The organism is Natrinema pellirubrum DSM 15624 (assembly GCF_000230735.2).
Classification (GTDB): domain Archaea; phylum Halobacteriota; class Halobacteria; order Halobacteriales; family Natrialbaceae; genus Natrinema; species Natrinema pellirubrum.
Genome location: NC_019962.1, coordinates 2,436,144 through 2,450,231, shown reverse-complemented (window position 1 = coordinate 2,450,231; position 14,088 = coordinate 2,436,144). Strand labels below are relative to the sequence as shown.

General features: G+C 65.4%; 15 protein-coding genes. 11 read left to right on the top strand and 4 right to left on the bottom strand.

Going from position 1 to position 14,088, the window contains the following annotated elements:
• Positions 1-34: 34 nt before the first annotated feature.
• A complete protein-coding gene (locus NATPE_RS11805) occupies positions 35-928 on the top strand; it encodes a bifunctional methylenetetrahydrofolate dehydrogenase/methenyltetrahydrofolate cyclohydrolase (RefSeq protein WP_006181699.1) in 894 nt (297 codons plus the stop codon).
• A 67-nt stretch (positions 929-995) separates the two neighbouring features.
• Here NATPE_RS11805 and NATPE_RS11800 read toward each other — a convergent pair whose 3' ends face one another.
• The 3 genes from NATPE_RS11800 to NATPE_RS11790 form a co-directional block, all read right to left on the bottom strand.
• Positions 996-1,361 carry a PqqD family protein gene (locus tag NATPE_RS11800; protein ID WP_006648876.1) on the bottom strand — a complete coding sequence of 122 codons (366 nt, stop codon included), beginning with the start codon at positions 1,359-1,361 and terminating at the stop codon, positions 996-998.
• A gap of 34 nt (positions 1,362-1,395) precedes the next feature.
• On the bottom strand, positions 1,396-3,378 hold the full coding sequence (locus NATPE_RS11795; RefSeq protein ID WP_015299076.1) for an OPT family oligopeptide transporter: 1,983 nt from the start codon (positions 3,376-3,378) through the stop codon (positions 1,396-1,398).
• A gap of 348 nt (positions 3,379-3,726) precedes the next feature.
• Positions 3,727-4,437, bottom strand: coding sequence for a DUF7117 family protein (locus tag NATPE_RS11790; protein WP_006181696.1), 711 nt, complete (start codon positions 4,435-4,437; stop codon positions 3,727-3,729).
• Positions 4,438-4,686: 249 nt separating this feature from the next.
• Here NATPE_RS11790 and NATPE_RS11785 point away from each other — a divergent pair, with 249 nt between their 5' ends.
• The 6 genes from NATPE_RS11785 to NATPE_RS11765 all read left to right on the top strand — a co-directional run bounded on the left by NATPE_RS11785 (position 4,687) and on the right by NATPE_RS11765 (position 8,702).
• Positions 4,687-5,349 carry a hypothetical protein gene (locus tag NATPE_RS11785; RefSeq protein WP_006181695.1) on the top strand — a complete coding sequence of 221 codons (663 nt, stop codon included), beginning with the start codon at positions 4,687-4,689 and terminating at the stop codon, positions 5,347-5,349.
• 88 nt (positions 5,350-5,437) lie between these two features.
• A complete protein-coding gene (locus tag NATPE_RS22705) occupies positions 5,438-5,584 on the top strand; it encodes a hypothetical protein (protein ID WP_006181694.1) in 147 nt (48 codons plus the stop codon).
• 474 nt (positions 5,585-6,058) lie between these two features.
• On the top strand, positions 6,059-6,334 hold the full coding sequence (locus tag NATPE_RS11780; protein ID WP_006181693.1) for a PadR family transcriptional regulator: 276 nt from the start codon (positions 6,059-6,061) through the stop codon (positions 6,332-6,334).
• 119 nt (positions 6,335-6,453) lie between these two features.
• Positions 6,454-7,752 carry an MgtC/SapB family protein gene (locus tag NATPE_RS11775; protein WP_006181692.1) on the top strand — a complete coding sequence of 433 codons (1,299 nt, stop codon included), beginning with the start codon at positions 6,454-6,456 and terminating at the stop codon, positions 7,750-7,752.
• A gap of 273 nt (positions 7,753-8,025) precedes the next feature.
• Positions 8,026-8,274 (top strand): AbrB/MazE/SpoVT family DNA-binding domain-containing protein, encoded by a 249-nt coding sequence (locus tag NATPE_RS11770; RefSeq protein WP_006181691.1) that lies wholly within the window; start codon positions 8,026-8,028, stop codon positions 8,272-8,274.
• On the top strand, positions 8,274-8,702 hold the full coding sequence (locus NATPE_RS11765; RefSeq protein WP_006181690.1) for a type II toxin-antitoxin system VapC family toxin: 429 nt from the start codon (positions 8,274-8,276) through the stop codon (positions 8,700-8,702). Before NATPE_RS11770 ends, NATPE_RS11765 begins: the two co-directional genes overlap by 1 nt.
• Before the next feature lie 28 nt (positions 8,703-8,730).
• Here the strand turns inward: NATPE_RS11765 and purD are convergent, their stop codons facing one another.
• Positions 8,731-10,080 carry a phosphoribosylamine--glycine ligase gene (purD, locus tag NATPE_RS11760; protein ID WP_006181689.1) on the bottom strand — a complete coding sequence of 450 codons (1,350 nt, stop codon included), beginning with the start codon at positions 10,078-10,080 and terminating at the stop codon, positions 8,731-8,733.
• A gap of 139 nt (positions 10,081-10,219) precedes the next feature.
• Between purD and NATPE_RS11755 the strand changes: the two genes are divergently transcribed.
• The 4 genes from NATPE_RS11755 (at position 10,220) to NATPE_RS11740 (ending at position 14,027) form a co-directional block, all read left to right on the top strand.
• Positions 10,220-11,047 (top strand): hypothetical protein, encoded by an 828-nt coding sequence (locus tag NATPE_RS11755; RefSeq protein ID WP_015299075.1) that lies wholly within the window; start codon positions 10,220-10,222, stop codon positions 11,045-11,047.
• 181 nt (positions 11,048-11,228) lie between these two features.
• Positions 11,229-12,245 carry a thymidylate synthase gene (gene thyA, locus NATPE_RS11750; RefSeq protein WP_006181687.1) on the top strand — a complete coding sequence of 339 codons (1,017 nt, stop codon included), beginning with the start codon at positions 11,229-11,231 and terminating at the stop codon, positions 12,243-12,245.
• Positions 12,242-12,796 carry a dihydrofolate reductase gene (locus tag NATPE_RS11745; RefSeq protein WP_015299074.1) on the top strand — a complete coding sequence of 185 codons (555 nt, stop codon included), beginning with the start codon at positions 12,242-12,244 and terminating at the stop codon, positions 12,794-12,796. The genes thyA and NATPE_RS11745 overlap by 4 nt, the downstream gene beginning before the upstream one ends.
• Before the next feature lie 655 nt (positions 12,797-13,451).
• Entirely contained in the window at positions 13,452-14,027 is a 576-nt protein-coding gene (locus tag NATPE_RS11740) for a twin-arginine translocation signal domain-containing protein (RefSeq protein WP_244880094.1), read from the top strand.
• Positions 14,028-14,088 lie beyond the last annotated feature (61 nt).

The following is a 14,088-nucleotide window of genomic DNA, read 5'->3' as shown; positions in this document are numbered from 1 at the left end:
GGATTAATGAGCCTCGCGGCCGCCCACTCGAGTAATGACCGAGATCATCGACGGCAACGCCGTGGCGAGCGAGATCCGAGACGAGTTGACCGAGTCGATCGAGCGACTCGCCGATGCGGGCGCGCGGCCGGGGCTGGCGACCGTTCTCATGGGCGACGACCCCGCGAGCCAGACCTACGTGAACATGAAACAGCGCGACTGCGAGGAGGTCGGAATCGAGAGCCACCACGTCGACGTCGACGGCGACGCCCCGCCCGAGGAGCTGTTCGACACCATCGCCGACCTCAACGAGAACGACGACGTCCACGGCTACATCGTCCAAGCCCCCGTCCCGGACCACGTCGACTACCGCAACGTGATCCGCCGGGTCGATCCCGCGAAGGACGTCGACGGCTTCCACCCCGAGAACGTCGGCCGACTGGTCGCCGGCGACGCCCGGTTCCGTCCTTGTACCCCCCACGGCGTGCAGAAATTACTCGAGTCGGCCGGGGTCGACACCGAGGGCAAGGACGTGACGATCGTCGGCCGCTCGGACATCGTCGGCAAACCACTGGCGAACCTGCTGATCCAGAAGGCCGAGGACGGCAACGCGACGGTGACGGTCTGTCACTCCCGCACGGACGACCTCGCCGAAAAGACCCGTAGCGCGGATATCGTCGTCGCGGCCGCCGGCGTCCCCGAACTCGTCGACGGGTCGATGCTCTCCGAGGACACGGTCGTCATCGACGTCGGCGTCAACCGGGTCGACGCTGACAACGACAAGGGATACGAACTCGTCGGCGATGTCGAGTTCGAGAGCGCCAAGGCAAAAGCCAGCGCGATTACCCCTGTCCCCGGCGGCGTCGGGCCGATGACCCGCGCCATGCTGCTGTACAACACTGTCAAAGCCGCCGGCCTGCAGGAAGACGTCGACGTCGACCTTCCCTGAACGCGGTCCGGGTCGACTCGCTGACAATCTTTTCTCCCGGTCGACGATCCCGTCGAGCCGGCGTGACTCACTCCCCGGGCGCTCCGCTCGCTTCGAACCGGACGAGGCCTCGTTCCTCGAGTTGCATGAGGAAGTGCGCGAGCGTCTCGTCGACGGGAGCGACACGGTCGGCGTCGTGGGACGCCGCGACTCGTTCGGCGATCTCCGCAACGGTGTGGTCGCCGTCGCAGTGTCGCCACACGGTCGTCCCGACGGGATCTAGCTCGAGTTCCCGCTCCCGATCGGTCCCGAGGAGATCGAACAGGAACCGATCGAGCCGGTTGTGTGGCCGCTTCGTCCAGTGGATCGTGACCCGTGGCTCGCCATCGACGGTCGTTACCTCCCAGTCGTCGGCGTCGCGTCTCGGAACCGCGGTCGGGCCGTGTTCGGTCATGTGGCGGCGTTCTCGGTCGTCGTGTCGGGCTCGATCACTGGTCGGTCGCCTCGGTGTCGGGTGCGTTCCAGAGGACGCTCGCGGTGAAGAGCCCGACGAGCGCGACGAGCGCGACGACGCCGAGGATCGACTGCGTCCCGGCCTCGAGGCCGAGCGGGAACGGTGCGCCGTCGGCGTTTCCGGTCCCGGTGATATAGAGCGCGCCGATGACGATCCCCATGATCGCCTCGCCGGTGATCAGCCCGGCCGCGACGATCCGACCTCTCGAGGTCGCGTGGTCGGCGAGCGTGCCGTCCTCGTCGTCGCGACGGGCGACGTAGCGGTCGATCCCGGCACGGAGCAGGCCGCCGAGGAAGATCGGCGTCGCGAGCGTGATCGGGAGGTAGATCCCGACGGCGAAGGGCAGGACGGGGACGTCCATCAGGATCAGGACGATCGCGAAGACGGCACCGATGAGGATCATCCCCCACTGGGCGGTGCCCGTGAGGACGCCCTCGGAGATCAGCGCCATCATCCCGGCCTGGGGCGCGGGAATGGTCTCGCTCCCGATCCCGTAGGCCTGATCGAAGAAAGACAGGACCCACCCGGCGAACAGCGCCGAGACGGCGATACCGATCACCTGTGCGAGCTGTTGGTTCCGGGGCGTCGCCCCGAGGAGGTAGCCGGTCTTGAGGTCCTGTGATGTGTCGCCCGCGACCGCCGCGGCGATGGCCACGACCGACGCGGTCACCAGCACGACGACGGGGTCGGTGACGCCGGTCGAGCGCAGTGCCAGCGCGGCGATCAGGATCGTCGCGACGGCCATCCCCGAGACGGGGTTCGAGGAACTCCCGACGACTCCGACGAGATAGGCCGAGACGGCGACGAAGAGGAACGCGGCGATCACCGCGATGAACCCGCCCAGCAGGCCGACCTGGACCTGTGGGACCGCGACCAGTGCGAGCGCGATCAGGATCGCGCCGCCCACGACGATCTTCATCGGCAGGTCCCGCTGGGTTCGTTTGCGGTCCGCGGTCGCATCCGAGCCGGAGTCACGGACCTCCGCCGCGGCGGTGCCAAGCGCGTCGGCGATCGTCCCCCGCATCGAGACGACCGCGTAGAACCCGCCGACGATCATCGCCCCCGCGCCGACGTAGCGGATGTACTCGTCCCAGACCTCGTTCGCCTGCACCATCAGTGCCGCGTCGGCGGCCGACTCCGGGACGAACCCACCCGTGATCAAAAGCGGGATCAGCATCATCCAGGCGATCAGTCCGCCACCGAAGACGTAGCCGGCGATCCGGGGTCCGATGATGTAGCCGACACCGATCAGGGCGGGCGTGAAGTCCCCGCCGATGGCGAACCCGTCGGTTTCGCCCGCGGAGAACGCCGTCTGGATCGTCGTCCGGAAGGCGGCCATCCCGTTGGCCAGCCACATGTAGACGAAGCCCACGAGGAACCCGACGGAGATGAGCTTCACGCCCTCGTCGCCGCGCGAGCCGGCCTCGAGGACGTCGGCACACGCGGTCCCCTCCGGATAGGGGAGTTCCTCGTGTTTGTCGACGATGAGATACCGACGCATCGGGATCATAAAGAGGACCCCGAGCAAGCCGCCGAGTATCGCCACGACCGCGGTGTTGACGATGTTGATCGGCTGATCGAGGAACGTGACACCGGCGATCGTGAAGATGACGCCGGCCGCCAGCGCCTCGCCCGCGGAGGTCATCGTCTGGACGATGTTGTTCTCGAGGATCGTCCCGCCGACGCCGATCCGGCGGAGCCCGTAGAACACGCCCATACTGATGACTGCCGCCGGGATGGAGGCGCTGATCGTCATCCCCGAGCGCATCCCGAGGTACATGTTCGCGGTCAACATCACCACGTTGAGCGCGAGCCCGATCAGGACTGCCTTGATCGTGAGTTCAGCGACACTCCGTCCGGCGGGGACGTACGGCGACGGTCCGTCGCCCGTCGTCTGCTCGCTGCCGATACGACTGCCGTTCGACTCCGTCTGCTCCTCTGGTGATCCGTGTGACATAGTCGATTGCAGCGAACGGCCGCGACCGTTCGTTCCGTGTCGCTCGAGCGTCGTCTCGGGCGACGAAAGTCGGCTCGTCCAGCGGGGAGGTCGACAGACCGAGCGCGTTCCGAGCCGATCTCGGAGGGTCGGTTCCTGACCGGCCGCCGGTTCGAACCGGCGGCCGACACCGGGAGAGCGAGTTCGGGTGGGGCCGTCGCTGCGTTCGTCTGGCAATAATTGGGGGGTCCTATAAGAATGAAAAGATTCGGACCGACGGTTGTTGCCGGCCGCCATTCGCTTCGGTCTCCGACGCGGTCGGCGGCGGTGCCCGAATGCGGTCGGCGACCCGATCGGTTTCGGCCCGCGTCACTCGAGGGCGTCCAGTCGCTCCTGGGCCTGTGAGAAGGCGAACTCGTCGCCGCGGAGCCCGTTTGCCAGGTCGCGCGTCGCTTCGACGAGGCGTTCGGCGGTTCGGGGCTCGACGTCGCCATCGAGCATCCGGATCCGCTTGACGTGTTCGCCAAGCGTCTCAAGGGCCTGCCGTTCGCTGGCGGTCAGGTCGCGGTCCTCGGCCCAAGTGCGAACGTCGCGTCGGTACTCCCGGACGGCGTCGGCGTAGGCGAGCCCGCGGGCCGCCCGCAGCGTCGGCGGGACGTCTTCGACGGGCGGCCGCTCGCCCTGATCGGCGTCCCGGAGCAGGGCAAGGAAGTACAGTTCCTCGCGGTCCTCGAGGCGGATCTCTCGGCCGACGATGTCGGCGACGTGGAGTAACTCGGCCGCGGCGAGGTAGGTGTCATCGAGGTCCCGGAGGGTACCGGCGTTGACGAACCCGCGGCGACGGACGTACTCGCGACAGCGTTCGCCGGCCCGCTCCGCGAGGTCGTCAGTGTCGGCCTCGTCGATGGCGTTTCGAACCGGCGTCAGGTCGAACGACACGCGCAAGTCGGTGTGTTCGGTCCGCTCGTCGACGCCGACGCTCCGGAGGCTCCCGCAGGCCGGACAGCCGACGCTGCCCGTCTCGTAGTACGACCAGCGGGTCCCACACTCCTTGCACTCGCGCTCGCCCCGGATCTTCATACGCCGTGGTAGGGTCGGGACCGCAAAAGGCCCACCGGACCCGACTCGTGCGGTCCCGCTCGAGCCACCGCCGTCGGTTCGGTGCTGTCGGGCGGGCGGTGTGGCTGCCCCGCGTTCGTTTCGCCCCAACGGATCGTTGCGTTCCGAAATCGATGACAGTCATCGATCCTCGGGTGTCGTTCAATAGGTCATTAACGGATAGCACGTGCAGGCCACACTCAGACCAACGGGACCGTCCAACGAACGAATATGTCCCATCGGCGACTGACCCGACGAACGTTCGTAACCGCAAGCGGAACGGCAGCCATCCTCACGCTGGCCGGCTGTGCAAACAGCGGCCCCGGCGGCGACGACAACGAATCCGACGGCGAGACGAACGATACCGACGACGAGACGGGCACTGACGACGACGAAACCTATACCCTGACGGTCTTGGTCGAGGGCGACGACGGCCCGGTCGAAGGCGCGACTGTCACCCTCGAGCAGGCCGGTATGGGCGATATGGACGACGAGGCCAGTGGAACGGAGAACGGGTCGGACAACGAGACGGACGATGCGATGGGCAACGAGTCGGACAACGAAACCGACGCCGGTGGCATGGAAAACGAGTCCGATAACGAGACCGAGGACGGCGGAACGGGCAACGAGACGGCCACGGACGGCGAAGGCACGGTGTTTCCGATGGAGGACGAGACCGACGGTGACGGCGAGGTCGAGTTCGAGGACCTCGAGGACGGCGAGTACACCGTCTCCGCCGAGAACGAGGGCGACGAAACCGAGGACGACGTCGAGATCGACGGCGACGGCGCGGACGTCACGCTCGCGTTCGGCGACGCCGACACCGAAGACGACGGAACCGGAAACGAGACCGAAAGTAGCGACGAGAACGCCACCGAAAGCGACGACGCCTAAGCGAACCGCACCCTCCGGTCGAGCGATCGACGCCAGTGTGAGTCGAGTACGTGCCGGCTTTTTCCCCTTTCGGTCGATAGAGACTGGTATGCGAGACGAAGAAGAAATCCGCGAGCAGTACGAGTTCCTCACAGAACACCTCGAGAGCGACGAAATGCGCCACGACGGCGTCGAGGAGATGTTCACTTACTACAAGCGCGCGATCGGCTGGGTCCTCGAGGAAGAACACATCTGATCGCGGCCGGGCGTGGCTTCTCGGTCGACGCCGCCGAGCCGTGTCGTTACATTTAAGTAGACACAACGGAATCTTCCACGTGACGCTTCGCTTGGAGGGCCGAAGCGTCAGCGGGGACCAATTCAGGGCGGCAAGCGATCGCGTGACATTTTTCCGTCACGCGATCTGCTTTCCTGTTTCGAGACGATTGTTCTAGTCCTGACGCTTCGATTCGGCCACTACTGACCAGTCTCTCGTCTGTCGAAAAACGACTGCTCGGGCACCGCTCTCGCCAATATAATTGTACGGAAACATAATAGCTGTACTGTAAACATGAACCACTCATTATGTGTGGTCTGCCGGACGATGCGTCACCGGAGTTATGGATCCCTTTCGCTCGAAACGACTCCGTTCACTGGTAATACGACTCTTTCGCTCGAAACAACCCGATAGCCTTATTAAAATTCGACAGTAAATGCGATTGGTACTTCCCCAATGTACGACCTGACAGGATTTCAGCGTGACCTGCTCTACGTCATCGCTGGCGAGGAGGAGCCACACGGACTAGCCATCAAAGAGGAACTCGAGCAGTACTACGAAAAGGAGATCCATCACGGCCGCCTGTACCCGAACCTCGATACCCTCGTCGACAAGGGACTCGTCGAGAAGGGCCGGCGCGACCGCCGAACGAACTTCTATACGCTCACACGGCGCGGCCGCCGGGAACTCGAGGCACGCCGTGACTGGGAGTCCCAGTACGTCGACCTGTAGCGCGCTCTCGATCCGGTTCGGCGTCGCACCATCCAGTCGGTCACCGCGCATCGAACCGCCACCGAGCCGCCGTCGACGCCGGCGGGCCGCTTATATGCAACCACGGTGAACGGTCGGGAGTGAACGAGGTCCCGTTGCAACTCGCCAACGCACCCCTCGAGGAGACCGTCGTCCGGCTCGCGCTGGCCGGCGCGCTGGGGATGTTCCTCGGGCTCGAGCGGGAGTGGTCACAGAAGGCCGCCGGCATCCGGACGTTTTCCCTGATCAGTCTGCTCGGGGCAGTCTTTACCGTGCTGGTCCGCGAGGGCGACATCGGCGATGGCCTGCTCCTGCTGGGCGGATTGCTGGTGATCGTCCAGGGGGTCTTGCTGGCCGTCCAGGGCCTCATGGAAGGCGAGCCGGCCGAGACCGGCCTCTCGCTGACGACCTCGGTATCGATGCTCGTCGCCTACGGCGTCGGCGTGTTAGTCGCGGCCGGCTTCATCCTCGAGGGGGTCACTGTCGCGGTCCTCTCGTCGCTGTTGCTGGTGTTAAAGCGGGAACTCCACGAGTTCGCGTGGGGACTTTCCCGCGAGGAGATGCGCTCGACGACCGAGTTCGCCATCCTCGCGTTCGTCATCTATCCGCTCCTCCCGGCGACCTACGAGCCCGAAGTCGCCGGCATCACCATCCCGCTCGAGCCACAGGTCATCTGGCTAATGGTCGTCGCCGTCGCGGGGATCGGCATCGCCAACTACGCGATCGTCTCGACCTACGGCGGTCGCGGGATCGCGATCACGGGCTTTTTCGGCGGGCTGGCCTCCTCGACGGCCGTCGTCGGGACGATGCTCGATCACGTCGACCAACGCCCCGAGGCGGCCTCCTACGCCGTCGCCGCGATCCTACTCGCCAACGCCGCGATGGCCGCCCGCAACCTCGCGATCGCGGTCGGCTTTACCGCCGGCGGCGAGGCCGGGATCCTCCTCGAGGCGATCGTTCCGCTCGGGGCCGTCATCGTCCTCGCGTTCGCCGTCGCGGCCGCGACCGCCGACTGGAGCGAGTCCGGACCGATGGAACTCGAGAGCCCCTTCTCGCTGAAAAACGCTCTCGGGTTCGGTGCGGTCTTTCTCGTCGTCCTCGTCTTCGGATCGCTGGCCGAGACGTGGTTCGGGACGCTTGGCTTCTACGCGACGGCCGTCGCCAGCGGCTTCGTCTCGAGCGCCGGCGCAACCACTTCGGCGGTCGTCCTCTACCGGGGCGGCCAGCTCGGGCCCGCCGAGGCGACGATCGCCATCCTGCTCGCGACCGTCTCGAGCATCGTCGTCAAGGCCCTGTTGGCCGCGACGTCGACGAACGACGGCTTTCGCAACCGGGTCGCGGCCTACAGCACCGTCTTGCTCGTCGGCGGTGCGCTCGCGTCCGTACTGCTCGTCGTCTGAACTGAGACCGAGCATCGGCGGATCGACGTGAAACGGTCCTCGAACGGCGTTCCGACGCGGGCTGTTGAGCTGGGCTACGAGACGCTGCGACTGCTGCCGCCGCTGGACGTGACGAGCGGGAGATCGAGCTGGGGATGGCGCTGTTGCTCGAGGCGATCGATGAGGCCGCGTCCTGAAGCCCGGGACGGAATCGGTCACGTTTCTGGAAGCCGCACTCGATCACCTGAAAATTAGGAGGCAAATTATTTCCTAACTGACCGCGTAGAGTCGGGTATGTCACACCGGGTCGAGGACGAAACGACGATAAACGACAGCTATTCCGTCACGGTTCCGGCAGCGGTCCGACGCGAACTCGATATCGAAGCCGGGGACAAAATCCGCTGGCGCGTCACCGAAGACGGAACCCTCTCCGTCGAAGTTGTAACGCAACGGTACGGTGCGTTTTCCGAACTCGACCCCGTTGATATCGGTGAGGAAACCGATGCGGTCGACGATCACGACCTCATCCCCGGAGACTCCTAATGGCCCGAGTCGTCGTCGATGCGAACGTTCTCATCGCCGCTCGGTTATCGCGGGATCAAAACCACGACCGTGCGGTTGCCATCTCGAGAGCGGTCGATCACGGAACCCTCCCGACTGCATACGTGTTGAGCGACGTCCTCGAGGAAGTCATCAACTACCTCCAACGAAAGGGGTCACATGACGTTGCTGTACGGACACTCGACGCGATCATCGAAAGCAGTGGGTTCGAAATCGTCCATACGCCGAAACGCGATATCGATGCCGGACGATCGCTGTTCCGAAAGTACGAATCGCTCTCGCTGACGGATGCAGTCATCGCGGCGTCGATGGGCCGCCGCGAACTCGAGTTCCTCTACTCGTTCGACGACGGGTTCGATGCGGTCGACGGGATCACTCGTATCACGACGGCAACGAATCCGTTCGAGTAGTCTCTCTCCGTCCAGACAGGGACGATCGCTACTCGCCGCGAAGCTCGTCCATGTGATCGATTCGCTTCTGGACGAGGTCCGCCTTCCCGATGTCGTGGCGGATCCGCAGTCCCTCCTCGCCAGCGACGGCGAGCGCGTCCTCGACGATCTCCTCGGCCGCGGCGATCGAGTCGGCGGCCCCGACGACGGCGAACGACCGCGAGGTGGTCGTGTAGATGCCGTCGTCGCGTTCGTCCACGCTCGCGTAGTAGAGCAAGGCGTCGCCCGCGCTCTCTCGCGGCTCATCGCCGCTCGAGTTTTCCGTGGCGTGGACCGACCGCGCCACGCTCTCCTCATCGACCTGTACTTTCGCGCCGGCCTCAGGATCGGTCGGATAGCCGTCCGGCACGGCGTACTTACAGACCGTCGCCTGCTCGGCAAAGTCGAGCGCAGGCGGGGCCTCGCCGTCCCGCGCTGCGGTGAGGACCTCGAGGAAGTCCGTCTCGAGGACGGGCAGGGTGTTCATCGCCTCGGGGTCGCCAAAGCGGGCGTTGAACTCGACGACGCGGGGGCCGGTCTCGGTCAGCATGAACTGGCCGTAGAGGATGCCGCGGTAGTCCTCGAGGGCGTCGACGGTGGCCGCGATGATCTCGACGGCGTCGGTGTAGTCCTCGGGGGTCATGAACGGCAGCTCCGGCGTCGCGTCGGCGTAGCTGCCCATCCCACCGGTGTTTGGCCCTTCGTCGCCCTCGTAGGCGCGTTTGTGGTCCTGCACCGCGGGCGCGGTCCGGAACTCGCCGTTGGCGACGAACGCCTGGATCGTGAACTCCTCGCCGATCAGCCGCTCCTCTAAGACGATCCGATCGTAGTCGGACTCGCGGATGTACTCCTTGCCCTCCTCGGCGGAGACCTGATCGCCGATGACTTTGACGCCCTTGCCGCCGGTCAGCCCGGCGGGTTTGATCGCCAGGTCGCCGTCGTACTCGTCGATGTAGTCACACGCCGCGTCCATGTCGTCGAAGGTCTCGAAGTCGGGACAGCCCGGAATGTCGTTTTCCGCCATGAACCGCCGCTGGAAGGCCTTGTCCGTCTCGATCCGGGCGTCGGCCTCCTTCGGTCCGAACGGGTAGACCCCCGCTGCCTCGAGCGCGTCCGCGACGCCGGCCTCGAGGGGTGCTTCCGGACCGATAACGGCGATGGTCGCATCGATCTCCTCGGCGTAGTCGACGACGGCCTCGGGATCGGTTGTCTCGAGCGTCTCGAACCCGGCCGCGATCCGGGCGATGCCGGGGTTCTTGTTGCCGGCACAGGCGTAGAGGTCGGCCTCGCTGTCCTCGAGCGCGCGGGCGATGGCGTGTTCGCGGCCGCCGCCCCCGATCAGCAGCACGTTCTCTCGCATGGTCGATAGCGGAACGCACGAACCTGTAAGCCTTGCTCTTTCTTCGAGCCGAAAGTATACACGATCATGGCTACGCGACCGATCGCGTCCCGCTCGAATCGATAGAAAATATATGCCGCTTGGTTGTGATATTCCGTTCATGAACCGCCGCCCGTTCCTGCAGACCCTCGCCACTAGTGGTGTCCTCCTCTCAGCCGGCTGTACCGAGTCGCTTCCGCTCACCCGGTCGGGGTTGGAGACCGACGACGTGTTCGAAGAGTACTGGTACGAAGAGACGGATCTCCTCGTCCAGTTCCGCGATGACGTCGACGTAGAGCGGGCGATCCTCGTCGATTCCACGACCGACGAGGAATTCGATCGCGTTGAGGGACCGGTCGGAACCGTTCGCTTCCCCGTGATCTTCCCGAATCGGCTCGAGACGGTCTCCTCCAGTTATCCGGGACTTCGCGTCCGAGCCGAGACGCCGGACGGGACGGCGCACCTCTCCGTCTGGGAAGTGATCCACGGCGTGATGAGAGCCGTCGAACCGCTCCCGGACGGTCGCGCCAGGTTCACGCTCGAGAACCAGGGCGATGCGCCGCTTCTCGCGCGCTTCGTCGCGATCTACGGCGACGTTCCGAACCCGACGGTCGATCCACAGGCCGACTCGTTCGACCCGTCGACGTTCGATCCGGGGCCGGGCGTCATCGGTATCGAGGAGAATCGGCCGCTCTCACCGTCGAGAACCGATCTCGTCGTCCCGCCGGGCGAGACTAAACCGTTCGAAACGACCTACGCGCCGTTCGCGTTCCCCGACGGTGTCGACGCGGCCGACTGTGCCGGGGACGAGCGAACCGGCAAAATCGCCGTCGTTCCCGGTTCCGGCGGCAGCATGGCCTACGACTTCACGTACCGCCTCGAAGGCGAGCCAGCCACCCTCGAGGGACGAGCGGCGGCCTGTCCCGACTCCGTCGTCGACTCGAACTGACGCACACGCGGCTTCAGGTCCTGAAGCTGCGGAGTTTACCTTACGGCATCCGAAACGGTACGACACCACCGTCCGGGCCGACGGGATGACGAAATCGACGAGACCGTCATCGATCCTGTTCCCGGCCTGATGGTTTCCGGATGGTGGTTATTATAGTCGTCCGGTCGCTACGGTACGGGCAATGCAACAGTATCTCGAGTTGGTCGACACGGTCCTCTCGGAGGGCACTCACAAGCCCAACCGGACCGGCGTCGACACGATCTCGTCGTTCAGCGAACACTACGAGGTCGACCTGCAGGAAGGGTATCCCCTGCTCACGACCAAGGAGATGGACGGCTACCGCTGGAACTCGATGCTGCATGAAGTCTGCTGGTATCTCTCCGGCGAGGAACACATCCGCGACCTCCGCGAGGAGACCAAGATCTGGGACGCCTGGGCCGACGACGAAGGCCGTCTCGATACCGCCTACGGCCGCTTCTGGCGGCGGTTTCCCGTGCCCGAGGACGACGCCCGTCTCGAGGGCGAATCCTGGCCCGACGCGGCCCACCAGTGGGTCACCGAGGAGGCGGACGGTCGTCGGACCTTCGATCAGCTCCAGTACGTGATCGACACGCTCTCGGACTCGCCGAACTCCCGGCGGCTGGTGGTCAACGCCTGGCATCCCGCCAACGCAGCCGTCTCGACGCTGCCGCCCTGTCACTATAGCTTCGTCTTCAACGTGCAGGGCGACCGGCTGAACTGCCATCTCACGCAGCGCTCCGGCGACACCGCGCTCGGCATCCCCTTCAACATCGCGGCCTACGCGCTCCTGACGAAAGTGATCGCCCAGCAGACCGGCTTCGAACCCGGCACCTTCGCCCACACCGTCGTCGACACCCACGTCTACTGCGGCCGCGGCGACCGGGGCGACTGGTACGCCGATAACCTCGAGCCCCTCCAGTCGCGGCTGGCCGACGTCGACGAGCGGGCGGACTACCTCGAGATCAAGGAGTGGCTCGAGTCCGAAGCCCCTGCCGAGGCCGAGGGTGACGAACGCCTCGATCACGTGCCGGGCCTGCTCGAGCAGCTATCGCGCGAACCGCTCGAGCGCCCGACGCTCGCAGTCGCCGACGTCTCGATCGACGAACTGGGCTACGAGGACGTCGAGCTTCGGGAGTACGAGTCCCACGACGGCATCGAGTTCTCGGTGGCCGAATGAGCGAGGACCGCGACGTGACCGAGGCGGCGGCCGCCCTCGAGCCCGCCCGCGAACTCGTCGGCATCGTCGCCGTCGCCGAGAACGGCGTTATCGGCAGGGACGGCGATATGCCGTGGCACGTTCCCGCGGACCTGCAGCACTTCAAGGAGACCACGATGGGCCACCCGGTCATCATGGGTCGGGTGACCTACGAGGGGATCCTCGAGACGCTCGGCGAACCGCTGCCCGGCCGGACGACGGTCGTCCTGACGAGCCGGGACCTCGAGACGCCCGAGGGAGCCGTGGTCGCCCACGATCTCGAGTCGGCCCTCGAGCGGGCGGAGACGGCCGCGCGCGAGCGCCACGACGACGCAGACCGGATCTTCGTCGCGGGCGGCGCGACCGTCTACGAACAGTTCCTGCCCGCGCTCGACCGGCTGATCGTGACCGAGATCCACGACGACCCCGAGGGCGACACCTCCTTTCCGGAGTGGGACCGGTCCGAGTGGGACGTCGTCTCCCGCGACGATCGGGACGGGTTCGCCTTCCTCGAGTACGTCCGTCGGGACTGAGACGGCCGAAACCGGTTCGAAGCGTCGTTTTTCCCCCGACTCGGACGCGTAATACGTCGTTTGAGTCGGGGTCGGCGGGTGAGAGCGATCGCGGCGGTAGCGGCTGGGACCGGCGTGTGAACGCGATGGCCCGTCTCGTTTCCGCGTTCGGTGGCCGCGCTGGACTGCAGCCAGTACGATCGGCCGTCGATACCGACAGCTGTTGTGTTAGTTCGTTCCTATGACAGGTACGGCTCGTGAGGATTCTTGTGCGGTGCGCTCTCGAGTGACCGTTCAAGACAAGCATCTGTTTCCCCGGATGACTCGTCCCGAGTTGTCCCCCGCATCGGGATCACGGCGAGTGACGACGCTCCGGCACCGAATCGCCGGCGGTCGATAGAAGCGGGCTGCGTTCGACGCGCCCAGTTTCGCCGTCCGATCGGTCGGTTTTAACGAATGCGAACAGCGCGTGGGACACTCAGTGCCGCCCGAAAAACGATCATTGTTGATAGGTCGGCCCACGTCGGCTGAGAGCGACGATATCACGCTCTCGAAGGGCTCTCGAGGACATTTACCCGTCGAAACCCCTCGTAGACGGTGAAACGATAGCCCCGACTTATGCGAAAATTCGGCCAAGGACTGTCTACCCCGAACAAGGGAACCCAACGTGAGAGACATGACAGAAGAAACTGACAGTGGATTATTCGGCGATTCGCGGCGATCGTTCATGAAAAAGAGTGCGCTCACGGCGGGCGCAGTAGCGCTCGGGACTGCGGGCGCGGGGACTGCGACCGCTCAAGACGACGGCGGGAGCGGAAGCGTGGTCGTGTTCGGCGATGACTACGAACCCGGCGTCGACTTCACCGTCGCGTCGGCGCTGAACGACGGCACGAAAGACGAACTGTTCCAGGAGATCGGTGCCGAAGACGAGTTCGACACGCCCGACGACTGGGACGTCTACCTCATCAACTACGACGTCGGCGGCTCCGCGCCGTCGCTGGGCTTCCTGATGACCGAAGACGTCGACCTCAGTGCCGGCGATAGCGAGACGATGGGTGCGGACGGACAGTTCCGCAACGCGGAACTGGACATGGTCGAGGCCACCCCAGGCGAAACCGGCGGTGACGGTGGCGACGGCGGTGACGGTGGCGACGGCGACGATGGTGGCGATGGCGGCGACGGCGGCGAACCCGCGGCGGACGAAGAAGACGACGGGATGGGCGGCGGCAACGAGACCGACGGCGGCAACTAACCCGCTCGGTTTTCGATTTACCCCTTTTGTTCACAGTCGGTGACGGTTCCGGCCGTCGCTC